The organism is Nonomuraea longispora (assembly GCF_004348345.1).
GTDB lineage: Bacteria > Actinomycetota > Actinomycetes > Streptosporangiales > Streptosporangiaceae > Nonomuraea > Nonomuraea longispora.
This window is the reverse complement of sequence record NZ_SMJZ01000164.1, coordinates 1-20902: the sequence shown is the minus strand read 5'-3', so window position 1 is coordinate 20902 and position 20902 is coordinate 1. Positions and strand designations below refer to the sequence as shown.

The 20902-nt window shown below is 72.2% G+C and carries 23 protein-coding genes; 9 read left to right on the top strand and 14 right to left on the bottom strand.

The genetic code is table 11. The features are described from left to right. A partial coding sequence (locus E1267_RS32485; protein WP_220449780.1) for a DUF3558 domain-containing protein occupies positions 1-715 on the top strand: 715 nt, incomplete at its 5' end. Between the two features lie 36 nt (positions 716-751). Here the strand turns inward: E1267_RS32485 and E1267_RS32480 are convergent. The 8 genes from E1267_RS32480 to E1267_RS32445 form a co-directional block, all read right to left on the bottom strand. After that, positions 752-1954, bottom strand: coding sequence for a cytochrome P450 (locus E1267_RS32480; protein ID WP_425465107.1), 1203 nt, complete (start codon positions 1952-1954; stop codon positions 752-754). A 137-nt stretch (positions 1955-2091) separates the two neighbouring features. Further along, positions 2092-2217: a hypothetical protein gene (locus tag E1267_RS47455; RefSeq protein WP_281283728.1), complete on the bottom strand. Its 126-nt coding sequence runs from the start codon at positions 2215-2217 to the stop codon at positions 2092-2094. 125 nt (positions 2218-2342) lie between these two features. After that, complete coding sequence (locus tag E1267_RS32470; RefSeq protein WP_220449779.1) at positions 2343-3035, bottom strand: YqjF family protein; 693 nt, start codon at positions 3033-3035, stop codon at positions 2343-2345. Positions 3036-3136: 101 nt separating this feature from the next. Beyond that, a complete protein-coding gene (locus tag E1267_RS44815) occupies positions 3137-3475 on the bottom strand; it encodes an STAS domain-containing protein (RefSeq protein ID WP_165959922.1) in 339 nt (112 codons plus the stop codon). A gap of 376 nt (positions 3476-3851) precedes the next feature. Then, the gene (locus E1267_RS32460) at positions 3852-4061 is read right to left on the bottom strand and encodes a hypothetical protein (RefSeq protein WP_132338206.1); all 210 of its coding nucleotides are present in this window, start codon (positions 4059-4061) and stop codon (positions 3852-3854) included. Positions 4062-4107: 46 nt separating this feature from the next. Continuing rightward, entirely contained in the window at positions 4108-4692 is a 585-nt protein-coding gene (locus tag E1267_RS32455) for a hypothetical protein (RefSeq protein WP_132338204.1), read from the bottom strand. A gap of 83 nt (positions 4693-4775) precedes the next feature. Beyond that, positions 4776-5339 (bottom strand): DUF5709 domain-containing protein, encoded by a 564-nt coding sequence (locus E1267_RS32450; protein ID WP_132338202.1) that lies wholly within the window; start codon positions 5337-5339, stop codon positions 4776-4778. Positions 5340-5400: 61 nt separating this feature from the next. After that, positions 5401-5877, bottom strand: coding sequence for a DUF6789 family protein (locus E1267_RS32445; protein ID WP_132338200.1), 477 nt, complete (start codon positions 5875-5877; stop codon positions 5401-5403). Between the two features lie 201 nt (positions 5878-6078). Between E1267_RS32445 and E1267_RS32440 the strand changes: the two genes are divergently transcribed. From E1267_RS32440 to E1267_RS32430, 3 genes are read left to right on the top strand one after another with little or no spacing between them, the layout of a single operon-like run. Beyond that, positions 6079-6594 (top strand): MauE/DoxX family redox-associated membrane protein, encoded by a 516-nt coding sequence (locus E1267_RS32440; protein WP_132338198.1) that lies wholly within the window; start codon positions 6079-6081, stop codon positions 6592-6594. Continuing rightward, the gene (locus E1267_RS32435) at positions 6594-7115 is read left to right on the top strand and encodes a TlpA family protein disulfide reductase (protein WP_132338196.1); all 522 of its coding nucleotides are present in this window, start codon (positions 6594-6596) and stop codon (positions 7113-7115) included. Before E1267_RS32440 ends, E1267_RS32435 begins: the two co-directional genes overlap by 1 nt. Beyond that, the gene (locus E1267_RS32430) at positions 7112-8923 is read left to right on the top strand and encodes an ABC transporter ATP-binding protein (RefSeq protein ID WP_132338194.1); all 1812 of its coding nucleotides are present in this window, start codon (positions 7112-7114) and stop codon (positions 8921-8923) included. The genes E1267_RS32435 and E1267_RS32430 overlap by 4 nt, the downstream gene beginning before the upstream one ends. Positions 8924-8966: 43 nt before the next feature. Here E1267_RS32430 and E1267_RS32425 read toward each other — a convergent pair whose 3' ends face one another. Both E1267_RS32425 and E1267_RS32420 read right to left on the bottom strand, forming a co-directional pair. Continuing rightward, positions 8967-9725, bottom strand: coding sequence for an AfsR/SARP family transcriptional regulator (locus E1267_RS32425; protein WP_132338192.1), 759 nt, complete (start codon positions 9723-9725; stop codon positions 8967-8969). Positions 9726-9875: 150 nt separating this feature from the next. Further along, positions 9876-10055: a hypothetical protein gene (locus E1267_RS32420; RefSeq protein WP_132338190.1), complete on the bottom strand. Its 180-nt coding sequence runs from the start codon at positions 10053-10055 to the stop codon at positions 9876-9878. Between the two features lie 257 nt (positions 10056-10312). On the opposite strand from E1267_RS32420, the gene E1267_RS32415 reads away from it, so the two are divergent. After that, positions 10313-10633, top strand: a complete 321-nt coding sequence (locus tag E1267_RS32415) for a hypothetical protein (RefSeq protein WP_132338188.1) — start codon at positions 10313-10315, stop codon at positions 10631-10633. Between the two features lies 1 nt (position 10634). Here E1267_RS32415 and E1267_RS32410 read toward each other — a convergent pair whose 3' ends face one another. Both E1267_RS32410 and E1267_RS32405 read right to left on the bottom strand, forming a co-directional pair. Next, entirely contained in the window at positions 10635-11474 is an 840-nt protein-coding gene (locus E1267_RS32410; protein ID WP_132338186.1) for a MauE/DoxX family redox-associated membrane protein, read from the bottom strand. Next, positions 11471-13369, bottom strand: coding sequence for an ABC transporter ATP-binding protein (locus E1267_RS32405; RefSeq protein ID WP_132338184.1), 1899 nt, complete (start codon positions 13367-13369; stop codon positions 11471-11473). Before E1267_RS32405 ends, E1267_RS32410 begins: the two co-directional genes overlap by 4 nt. A gap of 307 nt (positions 13370-13676) precedes the next feature. Between E1267_RS32405 and E1267_RS44810 the strand changes: the two genes are divergently transcribed. Together E1267_RS44810 and lanL are read left to right on the top strand one after the other, a co-directional pair. Next, on the top strand, positions 13677-13847 hold the full coding sequence (locus E1267_RS44810) for an SflA family class IV lanthipeptide (RefSeq protein WP_165959921.1): 171 nt from the start codon (positions 13677-13679) through the stop codon (positions 13845-13847). Positions 13848-13941: 94 nt separating this feature from the next. Then, positions 13942-16638: a class IV lanthionine synthetase LanL gene (gene lanL / locus E1267_RS32400; protein ID WP_132338182.1), complete on the top strand. Its 2697-nt coding sequence runs from the start codon at positions 13942-13944 to the stop codon at positions 16636-16638. A 90-nt stretch (positions 16639-16728) separates the two neighbouring features. Here lanL and E1267_RS32395 read toward each other — a convergent pair whose 3' ends face one another. Both E1267_RS32395 and E1267_RS32390 read right to left on the bottom strand, forming a co-directional pair. After that, complete coding sequence (locus E1267_RS32395) at positions 16729-19017, bottom strand: polysaccharide lyase 8 family protein (protein ID WP_132338180.1); 2289 nt, start codon at positions 19015-19017, stop codon at positions 16729-16731. Positions 19018-19139: 122 nt separating this feature from the next. Continuing rightward, on the bottom strand, positions 19140-19814 hold the full coding sequence (locus E1267_RS32390; protein ID WP_246064396.1) for a TetR/AcrR family transcriptional regulator C-terminal domain-containing protein: 675 nt from the start codon (positions 19812-19814) through the stop codon (positions 19140-19142). Positions 19815-19893: 79 nt separating this feature from the next. On the opposite strand from E1267_RS32390, the gene E1267_RS32385 reads away from it, so the two are divergent. Further along, on the top strand, positions 19894-20337 hold the full coding sequence (locus E1267_RS32385; protein ID WP_132338178.1) for a hypothetical protein: 444 nt from the start codon (positions 19894-19896) through the stop codon (positions 20335-20337). 153 nt (positions 20338-20490) lie between these two features. Then, a complete protein-coding gene (locus E1267_RS32380; protein WP_132338176.1) occupies positions 20491-20838 on the top strand; it encodes a ribosomal maturation YjgA family protein in 348 nt (115 codons plus the stop codon). The last annotated feature ends 64 nt before the right edge of the window (positions 20839-20902 follow it).

The window sequence follows — 20902 nt, the reverse complement described above, 5'->3', positions numbered from 1 at the left end:
CACCCCGCCCCGCGCCCCGCGGCCCAGCGGCGTCCGGGTGACGCCCGGCCTCCTCAGCGGGGCCATGGCGGTGCTCGTGCTCATGGTGTTCACGGTGGCCTTCCTGCTGACGAGGCAGGAGCCGCCGCCCCCACCGCCCGGCGAACCGGTCGCCGCGCGGACGACGGCCACGTCCGCGCCGCCCAGCACGCAGCCCCCGTCGAGCGAGCCGCCGCCGACCGGTGAGGCGAAGTTCTCGAACGACGTCGACCCGTGCGAGCTCGTCACCGAGGAACTGCGGACCAAGCTGGTGGTCTTCCCCAAGCAGACCAAGTTGTACAAGGAGGAGTGCGAGTGGACGACCCTGCCGCAGTACGGGGCGGGGCTGCCGGAGAACATGACCTTCAGGCTGAAGGTGTACACGAAGGTGTTCCCCGACGGGGTGGCGCAGGCGCACGAGGAGTTCGTCGCCCGCCGGCACAAGGCGGCGCTCATCCCCCGGGGCTATGCCAAGGCCGAGCCGGCCGTCGGGGACGACTCCTACGTCGCCGTGTACACCCTGGAGGGTGACGACCACGGGCCGACGAAGGCGATCGCCGGGGTCCGGGTGAGCAACGCGGTGGTGGAGGTCGAGTACGACCGCGACGTCAACGAGGACCCCGAGGGCAGGATGACCGCGGGCGCGCTGGAGACGGCCCGTACGGTCGCCGAGAAGCTCGGCGGCGGCGGAGACTGACGAGGCCCGGGCCGGCGCTGCCCCGGGCCGGGCGGCTCAGGACCAGGTCACCGGGAGCTCGTGCACGCCGAAGATGAGCATCTCGTCGCGCAGCGGCACCTGCTCGGCCGGCGCCGCCAGGCGCAGGTCCGGCAGGCGGGAGATCAGCTCGCTCAGCCCGATCCGCATCTCCACCCGGGCCAGCTGCTGGCCCAGGCACTGGTGCACCCCGTGCCCGAAGGCGAGGTGCGGGGTGCGCTCACGGCGCACGTCGAACGCGTCGGGATCGGCCCAGTGCCGTGGGTCGCGGTTGACCTCGGGCGTGGCGATCACGACGGTCGCGCCGGCGGGGATGTCCACGCCGCCGAGCGTCACCGGCTCCGTGGTGACCCGGCTGACCCCGAGCTGGATGATCGACAGGAACCGCAGCAGCTCCTCCACCGTGTTGTCGATCAGAGCGGGATCGGCACGCAGCGCCTCCAGCTGGCCGGGGTGTTCCAGCAGCGCGAACGTGCCCAGCCCGAGCATGTTGGCCGTGGTCTCGTGGCCGGCGTTGAGCAGGATGACGGCGACGTCGACGAGTTGCGCGTCGGTCAGGGGCGGGTCGGCGTCGCGGATGAGGCCGGACAGCAGGTCGTCGCCGGGGTCGGCGCGTTTGGCCGCCACCAGCCGCTGCATGAACGCGTACATCTCGGCGCGCGCCACGGCCTGTTCCTCGGGGGTCGCGTTCGCGTTCAGCCCGATGGCCGTACGTTCCTGGAACAACCGGCGGTCGGCGTAGTCCACGCCCAGCAGCTCGCAGATGACCAGCGACGGCAGCGGCAGCGCGAACGCCTGCACCAGGTCGGCTTGTGTGCCCGCCGCCTTCATCGCCTCGATGTGCTCGACCGCGATCTCCGTCACCCGCGACTCCAGCTCGCGCATCCGCCGCACCGTGAACTGGCCCGTCAGCAGCCGCCGCAGCCGGGTGTGCTCGGGCGGGTCCATGAAGACGAAGAGCCCGTCCTCCCGCTCGGCCACCTCCGCCGTCAGCGGTTGCGCCGTCTGCGTCTCAACCACCTCGTGCGGCTGCAGCGAGGTCGCCTCCCTGTTGCGGACCTTGTCGGCGCTGAATCGGGTGTCCGACAGCACCGTACGGGCCTCCTCGAACCCCGTAACCAGCCACGCGGGGGCCCCGTTCAGCAGCTCCAGCCGCCGGACCGCGCTCTTGTCCCGCAGGCCGGGCGGGGGATCGAACGGACAACGCCCTCGTTCCACCATGTCCGCCGGCAGGATCCTCCGCATCATCGTGGGACTCACGTTCGGGGATTCCTCGGTCACGCTGTCCTCGGCCATCGGCACGTCCTTGTTCTCGGTGGGGGTCATTCAGACGACCCTACAAAGATGCACGATGCGCATCAATGCTCGCCATGCAAGGATAGCGCCGCCGCGTCAGTCCCCCTTTCACGGAACGATCCGGACAGCTCGCCCGTACGCCGCCCGGCCTTGCCGAGCAGCGGCGGCAGGGCGACGTTGTCGGCCACCGTGAGCTCCGGCACCAGCCGGCCGAACGGGAAGACAATGCCGACGGCGCTGCGGCGCAGCTCGGAGCGCCGGGCGTCGCTCAGCGTGTTTGGTCATGCGGCGGAGGTGTATACGTGGTGCACGGTCACCAGCTCCACATGCCCACCCGTACCGGCACCCCAGGAGAGGCGTGCGCGACGGGCTGCCCCTCCGGCGCGGGCAGCCCCGCCGCCTGGATCAGGTCCTCGTTCACGGCGTCCAGGTGGGCGTGGTGCAGCGGCCACGGCGGGTGCTCCACCTGCGCGGCGGCCAGCCGTCCCGCCACGAGGCTGAACAGCCGGAACCGGGCCGTCAGGAAGTACGCGAGCTCGTCCCGTTCGTGCTCCACCAGCGGCACGCCGATCCCGGCGTCCACGTCGCACCGCGCGCCGGCCGGCCCGGGCAGGCGCCGGCGGCACCTGTACCGGATGTGGCCGTCCTTGGCCTCGACCGACATGTCGGACCAGTGATAGGGCAGCCGGTAACCGCCCCGCCCGCCGAGCGCCGCGGGCAGGCATCCCGCGTCCAGGGACAGGAACCAGATACCGGTACGCCCCCGCGCATCGCGCACGTAGGTCCGCAGGTTCGTCTCGGGGAACGTCGAAACCCACGGCAGCGCGGGCACACCGGGCACCCGGACGTCGCGCATGAGGAACGGCGTGAGCCCCACCCACGCCGCCCCCTCGAAGGGCTCGACCCTGAGCTGGGCCGGCAGCAGCGCCTGCACCTGCTCGGGCCGGTAGCGCCAGTGGATGAAGGTCATCCGCGACCAGCGGTGGTACATCACGGGAAAGGACACGCGGGGAGAGGACGGCGCTCGCATCCCGCTCCCCTGCCCTCCGGCGGCACGCGCAACCCCGGGGCCCCCGCCGGTACGGCCGGTGGCGCACGCGGTAACGGCTAGTTGCGGCGCGTGGCCGGCGCGGCCCGGCCCGGCGGTGCGAGGTCCTGTTCGGGCAGGACGGCCTGGAGCACCAAGGCCGCCGGGGCGCTGGGACCGACCAGCGTGAGGTTCCCTCCGAGCGAGCGCGCCAGCCGACGGGCCCGCAGCATGGCGGCGGCGCCGCGCGAGTCCATGTGCGTCACGCGCCGCAGGTCCACGCTCAGCCGCGGGCCACGCTGGCGGATCACCGTAGCGAGGAATTCGTACAGATCATCGGCGGTGAGCACATCGACCTCGCCGCTCACCCCCACGACGGGAGCGCCGGCCGACATGCTGACACTGAGATCCAGTCTCATGAAGGTTCCTAGCTCGTGCACGCCCAGCGCTGAGTGCGCCGAGTCCCGTCCCGTACCCTGAGGCAGTCGCCTCAACCGCCTTCTCACACTTCCCCCGCCACAGAAGTGAGGCGCCGGAGCGGGCCATGCCGCCGCGGTCGCCGAGCGAGCGGCTCCCGGCATCGTGTACACGGCGGTACGCAGGCACACCGGCCGCCTGAGCGGTTGCTCGGCGAGGCGGGCGTGCGGGCCGCCGCCTACCACGCCGGGTTGCGCCCGGTCCGGGCGCGACGACGTGCACGGCCGGTTCACGGCCGGTTCACGGCCGGCGAGCTGGACGTCGCAGTCCGAGCGCACCCGGCTGGAGATGATGCGCCGCTACGCCGGGACCGGCGACTTAGTCGTCGGGATTGAGCCCCTCACGGTGCTCCCCGGCGGCGTCGCCCTCCTCGCCGGAGTCCTCCTCGCCGGTGCCGGGAGTGACGCCGGGTGTGACCCCCGCGGGACGCCGCAGCGTCTCCTCCTCGGTCGGGGTCAGCGGCGCGCCGCTGGCCTCCTCGCTGCTCCCGCGATCGACCGGCTGCTCTTCTCGTGGCGTGTCGTTCATGACGTCCCCCTGTAGCTGGATGGCCGATGGAGCCGGACCGCCGGAGCTATCCGTACGGACGGCCCGTGCCCTCGCCGGGCAGATATCCTCCGTCGCCGCTTCCCGTACGGCCCGATCCGCCGTCCGGGTCGTCCTCCTCATCGGAGGGCACCCAGTCGGCGTTCGCGTTGATGTGCTCCCCGCCGCGCATCGCCTCGCCCGACGCCCCCGGCTCGTCGTCCTCGTCCACGATCAGCCCGTGCTCGTCCTCGTCGACCGGGCCTTGCACCCGGAAACCCGGGTCGCCGGGCTCTCCACGCTGCTCCCGCTCCTGCGGCGGCATGGAGTGCGGGCTCGGACCGTAGGTGGCGACGTGGTCGTCGATCTCATCCGTACGGGCGGCGACCGCCTTCTCGTCCGATCCCGCCGTCGCGGACCACTCGTCGTCGCGGCCGGTGACGTAGCCCATGGGCTCGGCGTAGCCGCTCTCCGGCTCGGCGTCGTCGCGCGGCTTGGAGCCGGGGCTGACGTTGGAGCCGCGGATCGAGGCTGGGCCCACGTCGCCGCCCATGTTGTGCAGGTCGGCGTCGGACGTGGTGCCTCTGTCCCGCTCGCGCCGCTTGTCGCGCTCCTCGTCGTCCTTGCTCGCCATGCTCGCCCTTCCTGCTCGCCCTTCCCGCTCGCCGGGCACTCCGGCTCGGTCTGGTGCCGGCTCACACCGGCTCGGCCGAGGCTTCACTCCGGTTCGACGTGCATGGCGGCCTCCTCGGCGGTGAAGCCGCCGGCGTCCGGTCCGGCCTCCATGGCGACCTCGTCGGGCTCCGCGTCCGCCCGCGTCCCCTCGTCGGGGGCCACGAGACGGCCGGCGGGCCGCGGTTCGTCCTGGACCTGCCCCGAAGGCTCCTCGGGTTGCGCCGACCCCACCGGGTCGACGCCGGTGTCCGGTTCGCGTTCGGTGTCCAGGTCGGAGCCGACCCCGAGGCCGCTCTCCTCGGTCACCCTGTCCACGGCCGGGGCGTCGCCGCCCTCGCCGGACGGGCGGGCGGCGGACTCCTCCACCCCGAACATGGGCTGCTCCTCGGAGGCCTCCCGTTCGAGCCGTCCGGACAGCGACTCGCCCTGGATCTGCTCGTCGTCCGTGGTGCCGAAGTCCTCCACGGCGACCGGTTCGTCCGCCGGGAGAGGCGCCTCCTGCGGATCGACCGACCACTGCTGCTGGGGCGTGCCGTCCTGCAGATCCGGGATCCCTTCGTCCTCGAAGCGCGAACGAGGGTCGTGCTCTGGTACGTGGTGACTCATCTCATCTCCCCTTGTCCGACCTGCTGCCCGCCCGCTCCCCTCCGTAACGCGGCGGGCTCGCTCATCGGGCGGCGCTCTCGCGCTCCGTCGCCGGGCCCGCCGGCATGTTGAGCCGGTTCATCGTCAGCGCCAGCACCGTGCCGTACACCACATGCCCCGCGACCATGACCACCTGCCGGCCCGGACGGTCGTCGGACGCCGGCGGCAGGATCCCCAGACCGGGGATCCAGCCCTGATAGCTGGAGGCCCAGATCGCCAGGGCGTAGCCGACGCCGGCCGCGGCCGGGGCCCGATGCCCCCGGGCCAGCACGCCGTACAACGCGCCGGCCGTGGCGCCGAACCCGAGGTGGGCGAGCGCGCCCGCGACGCCCTCACCCGGCTTCGGGTCGTGTTTGCGCCCCGGCAGGGCCGCACGGGCGATCCGTTTGGGCGGCTGGTCCCGCATGAGGCCCATGCGGCTTCCCGCCACCATGACCCCGCTCATCGCCGCGGTGGCGACCGAGCCGCACACCGCGCCCTTCAGAAGTTCGCGCATCATGCACAGGCGGTTGCCCTCCACATGCGGCGGGAAACGCCGCCGCGGCGAGCGCGGTCATGCCGGGCGCCAGGTACTCCTCCCTTGAACAGCGCCGAGCCCGCCGGGGGATCGCCGAGCGCGTCGACCGCCTCACCTGAGCGACCGCCGTACGCCAGCGGCGCGCTAGAGACGCGCTAGAAGAACCGGAGACCCTTGGTCGTCGTGGGTCTCTTGCTCGTCGCGTGCCAGGTTCTGCTCGGCGTCGTCTTCGCGGTCTCCGCGTTCACCAAACTTCGCAGCGGTGCGGCCGTACGGTCATTCGCGGCGTCCTTGGTGATGCTGCCCGAAGGGCTGCGCCTGCCGGCCGCCTGTGCGGTGGCGGCCGGCGAGGCGGTGGCGGCCGCCCTCATGGTGGTCCCGCGGGCGGGGCTGGCCCTGAGCGCGATCCTGCTCGCCGGGTTCACCCTGGCGATCGTCGTCTCGATCCGTAAGGGCGTACGCGCGCCGTGCCGCTGCTTCGGCCTCTCCGCGACCCCGCTCGGACGGGTGCACCTGGTCCGCAACGCCCTGCTGCTGCTGGTCGTGGCGCTGGGCGGCACGGGACTCATCTACTCCGGCGGGCCGCCGGCCGCCGCCGGGCTGGCGGTCGCGGTGCCGGCCGGGCTGGCCGGGGCGATCATGCTGATCGCCTTCGACGACATCGCTGGGTTGTTCATGCAAACACCGGGGAGTGTGTGATGCCGTACCTGGTCGCCGCGGTCGTGCTGATCGGGCTGCTGTGCATGGTGAATCTGCTGCTGACCGTGGGGGTGATCCGCCGCCTCCGTCAGCAGGCCGGGCGGCAGGACCTGTCCGGTCCGCCGGCCGGCGGAGAGCTCGCGCCGGGTGACGACGTGCCGGAGTTCGCGGCCATGACGACGGACGGTGAGCCGATCTCGGGGGAACTGCTCGGCGGGCCTGCCATGGTGGGCTTCTTCTCGGTGGGCTGCAAGCCGTGCGAGGACCTGCTGCCCCAGTTCGCCGAGCGGGCACGGCGCACGCCTGACGCGGTGCTCGCCGTGGTCACCGCCGTCTCCGGCGACGACCCCACGCCGTACGTCGAGCAGCTCTCGCAGGTGGCGAGGGTCGTTGCCGAGGATCCGCAGGGGCCGGTCCAGTCGGCCTTCAAGATCGTCGGATACCCGACCGTCGTCCTCATCGGCGCGGACGGAACGGTGGTCGACAGCGATCACGCGATGCCCGCCGCCAGCGGCGCATGATCACGATCGCCCGGATCGCCGCGGCGACCGCCATCAGGACGGCTCCCGGCCTGACGCTCCTCTACGTCCTGGTGATGCTGGCCGAGGCGGTCCTGCCGATCGCCGTGGCCTGGCTGACCAAGATGGTCGTCGACACCCTGGCCGGCGACGGGCCGGGGACGGGTTTGGCGGCCCTGGCGCTGGGCCTGGCGGGCGCTGGGGTGCTCGTGGCCGCCCTGCCGCAGGTCAGTCAGTATCTCGGCAGCCAGATCGGCCGGCTGTTCACCGCCCACACCACCGCCGAGCTGTTCACCGCTACTTTGCGCTTCGCGAGCCTGCGGCCGTACGAGGATCCCGAGTTCCACGACCGGCTGCGGCTGGCGCAGAACAGCCTGCAGACGGGGCAGGGCGTCATCATGGGGTCGTTCAGGATCATCCAGTCGTCGATCACCCTGGTGGGGATGGTCGGATCGCTGCTGGTGATCAGCCCTGTCCTGACCGGCATCGTGCTGGCCACCGGGGGGCCCGCGCTCGTGGCGCAGCTGCGCATGTCCCGTCGCCGGGCGGCGATGTTGTGGGACATCGGCCCGGCCGAGCGGCGCCAGATGTTCTACGGCGACCTGCTGGGCACGGTAGAGGCGGCCAAGGAGATCCGGCTCTTCGGCAGCGGCGGGTTCCTGCGCGACCGCATGATGAGCGAGCTGCGCACGGCCAACGACGCCCGCCGCCGGATGGATCTCCGTGAGCTCTCCGTCGAGGGCCTGCTGACCCTCCTCGCCGCGGCGGTCGCCGGCGGCGGGCTGGTGTGGGCGGTCGTCGCGGCAGGTTCCGGCGCGCTGAGCGTCGGCGACGTGTCCCTGCTGATCGCCGCCGTCGCGGCCGTCCAGAGCGCGCTCAACGGACTGGTGTCCGGCATCGCCGGGCTCCACCAGGACCTGATCATGTTCGGCCACTACGTGACGGTGGTGCGAACCGGTCCCGATCTGCCGGTCCCCGCCGAGTCCGCGCCACTCCCCCGGCTGCGCCACGGCATCCGGCTCACCGACGTCTGGTTCCGCTACAGCGATGACCATCCGTGGATCCTGCGCGGCCTCGACCTGTTCATCCCGGCCGGCACGGCGGTCGCCGTCGTCGGCCTGAACGGCGCCGGCAAGAGCACGCTGGTCAAGCTCCTCTGCCGCTTCTACGACCCGCAGCACGGCACCATCACCTGGGACGGCGTGGACATCCGCGACGTTCGCCCCGAGGATCTGCGGCACCGGATCAGCGGCGTCTTCCAGGATCACATGACGTACGACATGACCGCCGCCGACAACATCTCCATCGGCTACGTCGCCGCCCGCGAGGACAGAACCCGCATCCAGGCGGCGGCTCAGCGGGCCGGCATCGACGGCACGCTCTCCTCCCTGCCACGCGGCTACGACACCCTGCTCACGCGGATCTTCTTCAGCGAGGAGGACAAGGGCGACCCGGACACCGGCGTCGTGCTCTCGGGCGGTCAGTGGCAGCGCACGGCACTGGCCCGCGCGATGTTCCGCGGACGCCGCGACCTCATGATCCTGGACGAGCCGTCCGCCGGGCTGGATCCCGAGGCCGAGGCCGACGTGCACGCCAGGACGCGCCGCCAGGGCGACGGCGCCACCACTCTGCTCATCTCGCACCGGCTCAACACCGTCCGCGACGCGGACCTGATCGTCGTGATCGAGAACGGCGTCGTCGTCGAGTCCGGCACCCATGCCCGGCTCATGGCCGCCGCGGGCGGCTACGCCCGGTTGTTCCGGCTGCAGGCCAGCGGCTACCAGGAGCCCGAGAGCGCGGGGGTCTCATAAAGGGAGGCCGTGCCCATCCGGGGCACGGCCTCAGTCGATCGCTCTACTCCATGACCAGAACGCCGTCGCCCTGGAGAATCTCCTGATGTTGCCGGCGTAGTGCGTCGGCTGGCTCGATGCCGAGCTCGGAGCCGAGGATGTGGCGCAGCCGCCGGTAGGCGGCGAGGGCCTCGGCGCGGCGGCCACGGCCAGCGAGCGCCCGCAACAGCATCGCCCACGAGGCCTCGCGGAACGGATGGGCCTCGACGAGCCGCTCCAGTTCGGGGATGACCTGGTTGTGGTGGCCGAGCCGCAGCTCCGCCTCTACGCACAGCTCGCGTGCGCTCAGATGAAGCTCGTCCAGGCGGTTCCGCTCGTCGTGCACGGTCTCGACGTCGATCTCCGGCACCAGGGGACCGCGCCAGATCGCGAGCGCCTCCCGCAGCGACCTGACCGCCGCGCCCGCTTCGCCCTCCGCCAGGGCGTCCGCCCCCTCGGCGACGGCCGACTCGAACCTCCTGACGTCGACCGCCCGGTCAGGAACGGTCAGGGCGTAGCCGTTCCCCACGGTGGCCAGGGTCACGTCGTCGGCGACGAGCGGGCACAGAGCGCGCCGCAGGCGGTACACGTACGTCTGCACGCTCGCCTTCGCCGTGGCGGGCGGCTCGTCCTGCCACAGCTCCGCCATCAGCCGATCGATGGTGACGACCTCGCCCGGACGCAGAATGAGAACGGCCAGCACGGCCTGCTGCTTGGCGGCCCGGATGGCGATCGTCCGGCCACCTCCGTCCGCCACCGCCAGACGTCCCAGCAATGTGAACATCCTCCACCTCCGACCAGAATCATGGTCGGTGACGGTATGTTCCGGGTATGACGGAGGTATGCCTGCCCGTCACGCCGGGCGTCCCCGGATCAACCGGGTGGCCGTGGCGCGACAGGCAGGCACGGAGAAGGGTTCACCTCGGCCGGGTGATCAGCAGCCGTTCTCGCTGATGATCTCGTACTTGGTGCAGCTTCCGTCACAGCAGTGGGCGCGGAGCCTGATGGGGTAGATGCACTTGTAGATGTAGTAACACTCCACCGCAGCGGCGCTCTCCTGCGGGACGATCATCGCCAGCAGGCGGTCGCTGAGTCTTCCCAGCACAGATGTCATGACTCATTCCTCATGGTGTAGGGGCATTCGCCGGCTCCGCCCGCCGGGCGCGCGTGCGCAGCGCACGGATGGAGACCACGAGGTTCAAGGGTCACCGACAGCTCTAGCCCGTCGATCGCGTGCCGCTAGCGCGATGGTGCCTGACTTCCCCCTGCTATCCTCAGCGGACCCAACACCGTCTCAACAGATCCTCAACATCAGTAGTCCCCCACTCCGGATGGCGCGCGAAGGCGCGGATCACCGGAGAAGGGACCCGTATGCGTCACTGGAGCAAGTCCACGGCAGTGCTCGCGACCGTCTGCGCGATCGCGGGCCTCACCTTAGTGGGCGCCCCGGCGGCACAGGCGGCGACGTCCATGCCGTGCGCGGCGGTCCGGGGCTCCGGCCCTAACCTGGACGACGGCTGGGGTGTCATGAAGGGGTCGTACAACCTCAAGGTCAAGCCGAAGATGCGTTCCTGCAACGAGCGGCGGATCAAGGGGACCAGGACGCACGGGTGCACGTCCGTGGCCAACTTCCGATCCGTGCACGGCTCGAGTTACCCGAAGTGCTGGAACAAGAGCAAGGACCATACGTGACTCAGCGGGGCGCGACCGTTCCGGCGCGGTTCAGGATCTGCTCCAGTTGTGCGGGCTCGGCCGCGCCGCCGGCCGCCAGGACGGTGCGGGCGCGGCCGGTCACCACGACGTACGGCGGCCAGGGGATGTCGTTGCGCTCGAAGACGTCGGGGTCCACGACCATGGGCAGCCCGTCGCCGTCGTGCCCGTCCACCGCGCTGACCAGCACGACCTCCAGCCGGGCGGCGGCCGCGGCGAACTCCGGCAGCATCGCCGCGCACAGTCCGCACTCCGGCGAGACCAGCGCGTACATCACCCGGTCGCCGGCCGGCTCCGGCGCCCCGGCCACCTCGAACCGCGTGCCGGGACGCGGTCCTGACATGGGTCTGTCCGCACGCAGCAGCCGCGCGGGCAGGACGGCCAGGCCGAGCAGGACCGCCGCCACCGCGAGCTGGACGGGCTCGAACACGACCGGCCCGGCGACGGCCGCCGTCACCGCGAGGACCAGCAGCAGGCCGGTACGCACCAGCGTGCCGGCCCCCACGAGGTCACGGCCGCCGAAGCAGCCGCAGTCCACGGTCATCCGCCGCCGCACGACGGAGGCCATGGCCGCCAGGAACGCGGCGAACAGCGCACCCGCCACAACGGCGCCCCACCGCCGGCCGCCCGGCACGAGCAGCAGCGCGGCGGCGGCCAGTTCTGCCGCGAGCACGCCCGCCGCGGCGGGCCATGCCAGGCGGCCGGGCAGCACCCGGTAGGCGGCCACCGACCGGGCGAAGCCGGGCACGTCCCGCAGCTTGCCCAGCGCGGCGACCAGCAGCGCCGCGGTCACGGCGAGGTATGCCGACTCGGCGACGATCATGGCACCGCCTGGAAGGCCGAGGCCTGCAGCTCGTACAGGTCGGCGTACATGCCGCCGCGTTCCATCAGCTCGGCGTGGGTGCCCTGCTCGGCGATCGCGCCGCCGTCGAGCACGTAGATGCGGTCGGCGTAGCGGACGCTGGCCAGCCGGTGGGTGATGAGCACGATCGTACGGCCGTCTGCGTGGCCGCGGATCCGCTCGAACAGGGCGTGCTCGGCACGGGCGTCCAGGGCCGAGGTGGGCTCGTCGAAGATGACGAGCGCGGCGTCGCGGTAGAAGCCTCGGGCCACGGCGATGCGCTGCCACTGGCCGCCCGACAGGTCATGGCCGCCGCGGAAGCGGCGGTCGAGCAGGGCGTCGTAGCCGTCGGACAACCGCGCCACCACCTCGTCGGCGCCCGCGGCCGCGCTGGCGGCGGCGAGCCGGTCCTCCTCCAGGGGCCGTCCCATGACGATGTTCTCGCGTACGGTGAGCGGCCAGCGCGTGTGGTCCTGGGCGATGACGGAGATCCGGCGGCGCAACGCCTCACCGTCGAACGCCCCGAGGTCCACGCCGTCCCAGCGGATCGTGCCCTCCTGCGGCCGGTACAGGCCGGCGAGCAGCTTGGCCAGGGTCGTCTTGCCCGAGCCGTTCTCGCCGACCAGGGCGATGACCTCGCCCCTGCCGACCGTCACGCTGACGTCGGACAGCGCGGGGCGGTCGGCGCCGGGGTAGGTGAACGTGACGTTCTCGGCCGTCAGCAGGCGGAAGGGCGCCGGCTCCGCGGGCGGTGAGAGCGGCGCGGGGATGCGCTCCTGGGCCATCTCGCGGAAGGCGAGGTAGTCGCCGAAGTAGAGGCCCGCCTCGTAGAGCCGGTTCATGGTCTGGATCAGGGCGGTGAGCGATCCCTGCCCGGCCCTGATCGCCAGCACGGCCGCGCCGGCCACCGACAGCGGGATGACGCCGACGGCCAGCAGCGCGCCGAGCGCGACGTACACGCCTGCGGTGGCGATGCCGGTCATCAGGTCGCCGCCCGCCTTGATGACGGCGCGCCGCCGTGCCACGTCGAGCTGGACGCCCTGCTCCAGGTCGGCGACCTTGGCGTACTGGCCGAGCAGGAAGTCCCTGAGCGTGAACGCCCGCACCTCGGCGGCGGGCTGCCGCTCGGCCATCAGGTCCGACAACATGAACTTGCGCCGCCGTGCGGCGGACAACCGGTAGAACGCCTGGTAGCCCAGCCGGGCCATGCGCACCGCGGCCCATCCCGCGGGCACGGCGGCCACCAGCAGCAGCGGCATGAGGATCGGGTGCAGCAGGCCGAGCGCGATGGCCGAGGCCAGCACGCCCACCGCGCCGGTGAGCACGGCGATCGTCGTCTCGACCACGGTGGCGGTGTCCGGCACGCCGCTGTCGCGGGCCCGCCGCATCGCGTTGTGGAAGTCGTGGTCGTCGAACGCGGCCAGCTCCACGCGGGTGGTCAGCTCGAACAGGCGGGTCTCGGCCAGCCGTTCGACCAGCGGTTTGAGCCGGGCCTGCGCCCATCCGGAGCCGGCCAGCAGCGCGCCGCGCAGGCCTGTCGCGGCGGCCACGAGCAGCAGCGAGGGCAGCGCGGCCCGTACCCGGTCGGGTGTGGGGCCGGCCGCGAAGAGCGAGGCCAGCACCTCAGACGTGGTCACCAGGCCGAGGACGGTGAAGACGCCGGCCGCGACGTTGCCCACCAGGGCCACGGCCGTGTCGCGGGGGCTGGCCTGCCAGGCCAGCCGCAGCGCGGCGGCCACCAAGGACGGCAGCCTGCGGGCGATCGTGCCGAGGCCGGCGGTCAGCAGGTGCTCGTCGTGACTCTCCCAGTACGCGACCACGAGCCCCGACCGGTCGTCCGGGACGTTCGTGCCGCGCTTGCGCAGCCACAGCCTCATGCGGGACGGCCTCACGCGAGCGCGTCGTTCCGAGACCGGCGCACCGGAGATCCCCCCATCACGCACGCCAATCTAGAAGATTGACCGGTTCGGTGTAAAGGTGCATGTAAATAGATTTCGGTCGTTACGGTCACCCTCTGGACAGACTTCCAGGCTTATGCCCATAATGCATCCGTTTGCTCGCGGCACGGGGCCGCACCGGCGATTCCAGGCCGCGGGCAGGGCACGGGAAAGGCGTCCACCGGCGCACTCCCGAGGCTCGGATCCCCACGTCGGCCGCCCAAAGGCGGCCAAGGAAGGAGCCCTCATGTCGGTCCTCGCCCTGGAACCGCGCGATGCCGGAGTCCTGGAGTACGAAGACCTCGCCGTCGATTTCGAAGGCGAGCTGAGCAAACTGCTCCACGGCCCCCAGGCCTGCGTCAACACCTGCAAGCGCACGGTGTGCAGCAGCTTCCCGTGCTGCCCGTCCATTGTGTGAAGCGCCTGATGCCACGCGGTGACGCGTGGTGATGTGAAGCGCTGGAGAAAGGCCATCGGCGCGGTTCTGATGGCCTTTCTCGTATGAGGCCGATGTGCTCCGTTCTGTGGGGTTTACTGTGGACAGTAATGTGGTCGACCGCCTTACCATATTTGCCGAGTTGAATGGTAGGGAAATAGTCGAGGACGACACGTGGGTCAGCGTTCACGACCCTCACCACGACATTCCATTACAGGGCTGGAAAATTCACGTCTCCGCACGTCCCGGCACCCTCGCCGACACTCTTGACCGCGTGCTGCCGATCCTGGCGGGCACCGGCTGCGCCTTCAAGGCCGCCCGCTCCGCCCGCAGGCTCATGGAGCTCAACACCGGCGACGTCGACCCGGGAGCCGTGGGCAAGGCCATGACGATCTACCCGGACCAGGACGCCGTTGTCGAACTGGGCCACGCCCTCGCCGACGCCCTGTCCGGGCTGGCGGCGCCGCGCATCGTCAGCGACCGGCAGGTCCGCCCCGGCGCTCCGGTGTACTACCGGTACGCCCCGTTCGCCCCGCAGTACCGCGTGGACGAGAACGGCGACTTCGAACTGATCGTGATCGGGCCGGACGGCGAGCAGCTCCCGGGCGCCGCCGGCCCCGAGTTCACCTGCCCGCCCTGGGCCGCCGACCCGTTCCGCCCCGAACCTCCCGTGGCCGCGCCCGACCGGGCGGGGGCGAGTGACGAGGCCGGTGAAGGGCCGCCGCCGGAGACCTCCGACGAGACCGGCGCGGGACGGATCATCGGCGGCCGGTACCACGTGACGTCCGGCGTGGTGCGCGGCCCGCGTGGCAACGTCTACCGCGCCGCCGACGCCACCGGCCGCCGGGTCGTGGTCAAGGAGGCCCGCGCGTACGTCGGGGAGAACGTCGAGGGCTGGGACCTGCGGATGTACCTCCGCAACGAGCTGCGCGTGCTCCATGCGCTCAAGGGCGTGGCGGGCGTACCGGAGCCGATCGACCACTTCCGGCACGGCGAGGACGAGTTCCTCGTCATGACCGACGCGGGCAGCCGCGACCTCAACCGGTTCGTCGCGGAGACCGGCCTGTTCACCACGGAGCCCGCGAGCGGGGAGCGGAACCTCGGCGCGCTCGCCGTACGGCTGCTGGAGGTGATCGACGCGGTGCACGAGCGCGGCGTCGTCATCCGGGACCTGTCGCCCAAGAACGTCGTGCTCGGCGAGGACGGCCGCTGCACCCTCATCGACTTCGGCAACAGCAGGTACGACCGACTGCAGCTGCCCGGATGGAGCCGCGGCTACAGCGTGCCCGACCAGCACACCGACCGCGAGTCGGTGCCCGCCGACGACTACTTCTCGCTCGGCGCCACGCTGTTCTTCGCGGTCACCGGGATGAACCCGATCATGATCGGCCCCGACCCGGTCCGTAACGTCGAGCGCACGCTCATGTGCCTGGCGCGGATGTTCCCTGACGTCACAACGGGCGTCGTGGGCCTGCTGCCCGGCCTGCTGAGCCTCGACCCCGCCGACCGCACCGCCGCCGCCGCCGAGATCAGGTCCGGTCTCCCGGCGGCCGGCGGGGAACGGTCGCAGGCGAGGCGGTGGAGGCCGCCCGCCACGCCGGAACTCACCGGGGAACTGCTGTCCAAGGCGCTCGACCACAGCGTGCGCGAGTGCGCGGCCTTCGCCGAGCAGTTGATGGCCGGGCCGCAGGACGCCCGGCGGGAGAGCCCCGCGGTGACCAACGTCTACGGCGGCAGCGCCGGAGTCGGCATGGAGCTGCTGCACCACCCGCAGACCCGGTCGGTGGCCGCCGACCTGGCCCGGTGGACGGGGCGCGTGATGCCGCCCGCCAAGCTGCCGCCCTCGCTGTACTTCGGCCGCACCGGCACCTCGCTGTTCCTCACCGCCGCCCGCGTGACCGCCGCTCCGGACCTGGACGCGCCCGAGCCCGTCGCCGTCGACGGCCCGCAGCGCGCCGACCAGGCACACGGCGTGGCCGGCATCGGCGCGGGCCACCTGGCGCTGGCCGCACTCGACCCCGGCGAGACCCGGCACCTGCGGATCGCCGCCGAGTGCGCCCGGCTGTTGGTCACCGGTCAGGTCACGCGCTCGGAGGACGCGGTGGCGCCCGCCCAGCCGGGATCCGGCGTGTCGGTCGACACGGCGTACGCCCACGGCGACGCCGGCTGTGCGGACTTCCTGCTCGCCTACCACGAGGTCACCGGCGACCGCGCGGCGGGCGAGGCGGCCAGGGAGCGCTCGGCGGCGCTGGCCGTACAGGCCGAGGCGCTGATCGGCGAGCTGCACGGCCCGGACGCCCGAGCCATGGGGGCCTCCTGGTGCCAGGGCATGTCGGGCATCGCCGGCACGCTGGCCCGCGCAGCCCGCGCGTACGGCGAGGACCGCTACCTCGACCTGGCCGAGCGGGGCGCGCGGGCGTGCCTGGTCGTCGCCCCGCAGGCCTGGGTGGTCTCCCAGTGTTGCGGCCTGGCGGGAATCGGGGAGGCGCTGATCGACCTGGCGATGGTCACGGGCGACGACGGTTACTGGCGCCACGCCGAGGAGATCGCCGAGCTGATGCTCGTACGGGCCGGCGGGGAGCCGGCGCAGCCGGTCTTCCCCGGCAACGACCTCGACAAGGCGGCCTACACCTGGAGCACCGGCACCGCGGGCGTGGTGTCGTTCCTGCGCCGCCTCGACCGCCGGTCGGGAGCGCGCCTGTGGACGGCGGACTGGCGGCCGGCGGAAGCGGACCCGGCCGCCCACACGGCAAGGGGGTCGGCGGCGAGCTGACCCGGCACACCTCTCGGACGCGCACCACGCGGTGCCGACGTGCCCGGCCTCTCAGACGCGCACCACCGTGGTGTTGGCGCGACCGGCCTCTCAGACGCGCACCACCGTGGTGCGGGCGTGGCCGCGGCTGCGCCCGAGCTCCACCTTGACCGCCTTCTTGGTCTTGCGCACGCCGCGGTCGCCGTCCTTCAGCGACTTCACCGCCCAGGGCAGCGTGATCTTCACCTCGTCGGCGGTCCTGGACGGGTCGGAGACGGCGAGCCGTACCTGGTCCTTGTCGCGGCGGACCACCAGCGTGCACGGGCCGTCGGCGCGCAGCGGCCCGTCCGCGGTCTCGACGGTCCCCGCGCGCCAGAAAACGGCGGCGAGCAGGCCGTCGCGGGAGATGGCCTGCGCCGCTCCCGAGTTGGCGAGGACCTTGACCCGCCCGGCGTAGGCCGCGGTCTGCGCGACCGTCGCGCCGGGCAGCACGGCGTAGGCGTAACGTTTCCTGCGCGGATCGACGCCGTGGTCCACGACGATCGTCGTGTAGTGCCGGGTGACGCGGGTCTTGTCACCTCCCGTGGTGGCGCCCTTGTCGATGTCGCGCCAGCGGCCGGTGCGCTTCTCGCGGATCACCTTCGCGTCGGCGCCGTCGAGCAGCGCGTAGCCGGCCACGCCGGACAGGTGGAGCCAGCCGCCGCCCCGGCACAGCGGGGGATGCCGGTCGTGGGTGTTGCGGTTCTCCACGACGGTCTCGACGCGGCGGCCGTCGGAGGCGGTGATCCCGGCGCCCAGCGCGATCACGGCGTCATCGAGCAGGAACCACGCCTTCTTCGCCCGCAGCGAGGAGCCGTCGGCGATCAGCTTCATGGCCGCGGCACCGTACTCGCCGTCCAGCGCCACCCCGCCCGCCCAGGGCGTCGAGGGCAGGCGGGACTCGCCGTGCCGGAGATCGGCACGTTTGCGGCGGTCGACCGTCGTGCCGGGCAGCCGGTACGGGTCGATCGTGGGCCACAGTTCGTCGTTCCAGTGCGTGAGGTCACCGGTGTAGAGGTAGGTCATGCCGTCGCCGGTGTACCAGCCGTGCAGGTTCTCCCGGTTCATCGCCTCGGCCGCGCCGATGCGCTCCGAGCTCATCGCGATCGCGAACGCCCAGGTGGGGCGGCGGTGCACGACCCGGTCCATGTCGGCGAAGACGTACGTGCCCGTCGTACGCGCCCCGACCGGCACCGACGGGTCCGCCAGCAGGGCGTTGGCCTTCGCGACGCTCGCCAGCGGCGCGAGCGTGGCGTACGGGATGGCCTGGTTGCGGGTGAGCCAGCCCTTCACCAGCGGCCTCCAGCGCCGGGCGTGGCTCTCGGGCGCCGCCTCCAGCAGGGTGAGGACGGACTCGACCACCGTCTGCCCCGCGTGGTAGTCGCGGTGGCCCTGACGTGAGACGGCCCGGCCGCGGACGCAGTCCATCATCAGCCCGTCGAACACGAACGGCACGAACGAACGGTCCACGATGTCGTAGACGTTGCCGATTCCGCGGATCTCCCACGGCGACTGCGCGAGCATGGCGATCAGCTTGGCGACGCTCTCCAGGTAGTCCACGCCGTAGCTGCCGTTGTAGGGGTACACGTCGTGCTGGATGAACGAGCCGTCACGGTAGAAGCCGTCGCCGGGGCCCTTGGTCGTCCGCAGCAGGTCGGAGACCGCGTCCTTGGCCCGCTTGACGAGGCGCGCGTCGTGGGTGAGCAGCCCGCGCATCGCCACCGCCATGGCCTTGCCGGCCCGGTTGGCGCCGGTCTCCACGACGCCGGGGTGACTGACGCGGCGCTCCGGGTCGGGGCACCAGCGGCGCAGCGGGAGCAGCCAGCGCTTGAGCCGGTCCTTCGGCAGGCCGTCGTACAGCAGGGCGCAGGTGTCGGTCAGCGCTCGGGGCACGCCGATCTCCCACCAGAACCAGTTGCTGCCCCGCCGGTCGAGGTCCTCGTGGTAGGCGTGCTCGTACAGGAAGTCGAGCGCCCTGACGGCGGTCTCGGCGACCCGCGGGTCGCCGTGCATGGCGGTGCCCGGGGTGGCCCAGCCGAGCGCCAGGGTGCGCATGCGGTTGTAGGCGCGGTTGAAGTTGCCCGTACGGGGGTCGTCCAGCGGCAGGTCGGGCCAGAGGCTCGGGCGGCCGGGGGCGGGTTTCAGCTTGCGCAGCACCGCATGGGCCGAGCCCTCGACGGCCCGCGTCTTGTCGGCGTAGGCGGGGTCGTACGATCCGCCGGCCAGCAGGCTCACCCACCGCTCGCGCGCGGTGTCGAACGCGGCGCGGCCGGTCGCCTCGGCTGGTGTGTCCCAGAGGGCGACGCCGGCCACGCCCGCGGCGCCCAGCAGTGCGGACCGCCGGCTGAGGGGGTGGGACATGAAGACCTTTCCGACAGGCGTGCACATACCAAAGGAAAGATCCTATATCGCGAGGCGAGGCGCGTTTCGGGTTTGCGACGGGGAGCCCGTGAAGGTGCCGCGGGGGCCGCTCCCCGGACCGGTCACAGGGAGGCGAAGCCGCGCAGCATGGCCTCCAGCGCGAAGCCGAACCGGGGGTCCGGGGCGTCGCGCCCACCCGCCCGCGCCGGCTGGGCCCGGGCGGCCTCGGCGAGGAGTGGGGTCTCCCGCAGGTCGGGATCGGGGATCGCCTGGAGCCGGTCGGCCGGCGTGTGCCGGTCACGCCCGCCGGCGGCCAGGATGGCGACGTGGCCGACGACGAATCCGGTCACCGCGTACAACATGTCCAGCGCTCGCTCCGGCGGCAGTCCCGCCGCCCGCAGGATGCGCAGTGCCTCCTCCATGAGGCGCAGGTTGCGCGGGGTGATGGCGGGCCGGCCGACCACCAGCGGGACGACGTCCCGGTGCGCGAGCAGGACGCGCATCAGCGTGTGGGCGTATTCGCGCAGGCCCTCCTCCCAGGAGGAGGCCTCGGCCAGCGGCGGCGCCGCCTGCGTGAAGAGCTGCTCGACCAGGCCGTCCAGCAGGGCCTCCTTGCCGCCGACGTGCTGGTAGAGGGACATCGCCTCGACCCCGAGCTCCTGGCCGATGCGCCGCATGGACAACGCCTTGAGCCCTTCGCGGTCGGCCAGTTCCAGAGCCGCCTGGAGGATGGCCTGGCGGGTCAGCCCGGCGTTCTGGCCGCGGGTGCGCTTCGGGGACATGGTGGCCTTTCTCACAGCGCCGATTCTTACGACGTAAGTATAGTGGTGCCAGAGTAAACATACGTTGTAAGAATCCCGAAGGAAGGACGCGGCCATGAGCGCACCGGCCACGAAACAGCACCAGCGCGGAGCCCTCGCCTGGATGTACGGCGGCGCCGCACTCACGGTGATCGCCACCCTCGCCGCCTTCGTCCACCGGGCCGGCCTCGCCGATCACATCCAGGCGGGTTACCCGGCCTACGGGCCGGCGGAGGTCGACGCCGCCGTCACCGCCTACACGGTGATCCTGTCCGTCGTCGGGGTGCTGGGCCTGCTGGGCTGGCTCGGCACCGTGTGGGCGGCCCGCGCCGGCAGGGGCTGGGCCCGCTGGCAGGCATCCGGCATGTTCGCCGTCGCGGCCTGCTTCGCGGTCTCGGCCCTGACCATCCAGGACGTCAACGGTGAAGTCGGTCTGGCGCCGCTGCTGGGCTGGCTGCAGGTCCTTCCCTGCGCGGCCGGTCTCGTGGCGGTCGTGCTGCTGTGGAGAAGGCCGGCATGACCACGCGGCGGACAGGTCCCCGGTCCGCCGGACACGCCGTCCTGCGGGGGGATCGCGGCGCTCAAACGCTGGACGTACCGGGGCGAGCGGCCCAACACGTTCATGCGGCTCGTGAAGGCGAACAGCGATGATGTCCGGCGCTACCGTGATCGCATGCCTCGCCTGCTCGTTCTCTGCGCCGCCGCCCTGACGGTCGCCGCCGGCCTGGGGGTGCGCGCACTGTTCGACGGCCCCGTGCCGAAATACGCGGGCGACGCCCTCTACACCGTGCTGATCTACACGCTTGTGGTCCTGGCCCGTCCCGGGGTGAGACCGTGGGTGGCGGCGGTCTCGTCGGCCGGAGCGAGCTGGCTGATCGAGTTCGCCCAGCTCTGGACGATCCCGGCCGTGCTGCGCCCCCTGCTGGGCAGCACGTTCAACCCGCCCGACCTCTTCTGGTACGCGGCCGGCGCCGCGGCGGCCTGGCCCGCGCACACACTCTGGCTGCGCAGGACCACCTGACCACGGCAGACCACCCGCTCAGACACCGCCAGCCAGTATCAAGGGCCGCTCCCGCCCCCAGTCC

Coding starts and splice junctions, on each gene's coding strand:
- E1267_RS32480 (WP_425465107.1), bottom strand. CDS start 1,954: ATGGTGGAACGAGGGCGTTGTCCGTTCGATCCCCCGCCCGGCCTGCGG.
- E1267_RS44815 (WP_165959922.1), bottom strand. CDS start 3,475: ATGAGACTGGATCTCAGTGTCAGCATGTCGGCCGGCGCTCCCGTCGTG.
- E1267_RS32460 (WP_132338206.1), bottom strand. CDS start 4,061: ATGAACGACACGCCACGAGAAGAGCAGCCGGTCGATCGCGGGAGCAGC.
- E1267_RS32455 (WP_132338204.1), bottom strand. CDS start 4,692: ATGGCGAGCAAGGACGACGAGGAGCGCGACAAGCGGCGCGAGCGGGAC.
- E1267_RS32450 (WP_132338202.1), bottom strand. CDS start 5,339: ATGAGTCACCACGTACCAGAGCACGACCCTCGTTCGCGCTTCGAGGAC.
- E1267_RS32445 (WP_132338200.1), bottom strand. CDS start 5,877: ATGATGCGCGAACTTCTGAAGGGCGCGGTGTGCGGCTCGGTCGCCACC.
- E1267_RS32435 (WP_132338196.1), top strand. CDS start 6,594: ATGCCGTACCTGGTCGCCGCGGTCGTGCTGATCGGGCTGCTGTGCATG.
- E1267_RS32430 (WP_132338194.1), top strand. CDS start 7,112: ATGATCACGATCGCCCGGATCGCCGCGGCGACCGCCATCAGGACGGCT.
- E1267_RS32425 (WP_132338192.1), bottom strand. CDS start 9,725: ATGTTCACATTGCTGGGACGTCTGGCGGTGGCGGACGGAGGTGGCCGG.
- E1267_RS32420 (WP_132338190.1), bottom strand. CDS start 10,055: ATGACATCTGTGCTGGGAAGACTCAGCGACCGCCTGCTGGCGATGATC.
- E1267_RS32415 (WP_132338188.1), top strand. CDS start 10,313: ATGCGTCACTGGAGCAAGTCCACGGCAGTGCTCGCGACCGTCTGCGCG.
- E1267_RS32410 (WP_132338186.1), bottom strand. CDS start 11,474: ATGATCGTCGCCGAGTCGGCATACCTCGCCGTGACCGCGGCGCTGCTG.
- E1267_RS32405 (WP_132338184.1), bottom strand. CDS start 13,369: ATGAGGCTGTGGCTGCGCAAGCGCGGCACGAACGTCCCGGACGACCGG.
- E1267_RS44810 (WP_165959921.1), top strand. CDS start 13,677: ATGTCGGTCCTCGCCCTGGAACCGCGCGATGCCGGAGTCCTGGAGTAC.
- E1267_RS32395 (WP_132338180.1), bottom strand. CDS start 19,017: ATGTCCCACCCCCTCAGCCGGCGGTCCGCACTGCTGGGCGCCGCGGGC.
- E1267_RS32385 (WP_132338178.1), top strand. CDS start 19,894: ATGAGCGCACCGGCCACGAAACAGCACCAGCGCGGAGCCCTCGCCTGG.
- E1267_RS32380 (WP_132338176.1), top strand. CDS start 20,491: ATGCCTCGCCTGCTCGTTCTCTGCGCCGCCGCCCTGACGGTCGCCGCC.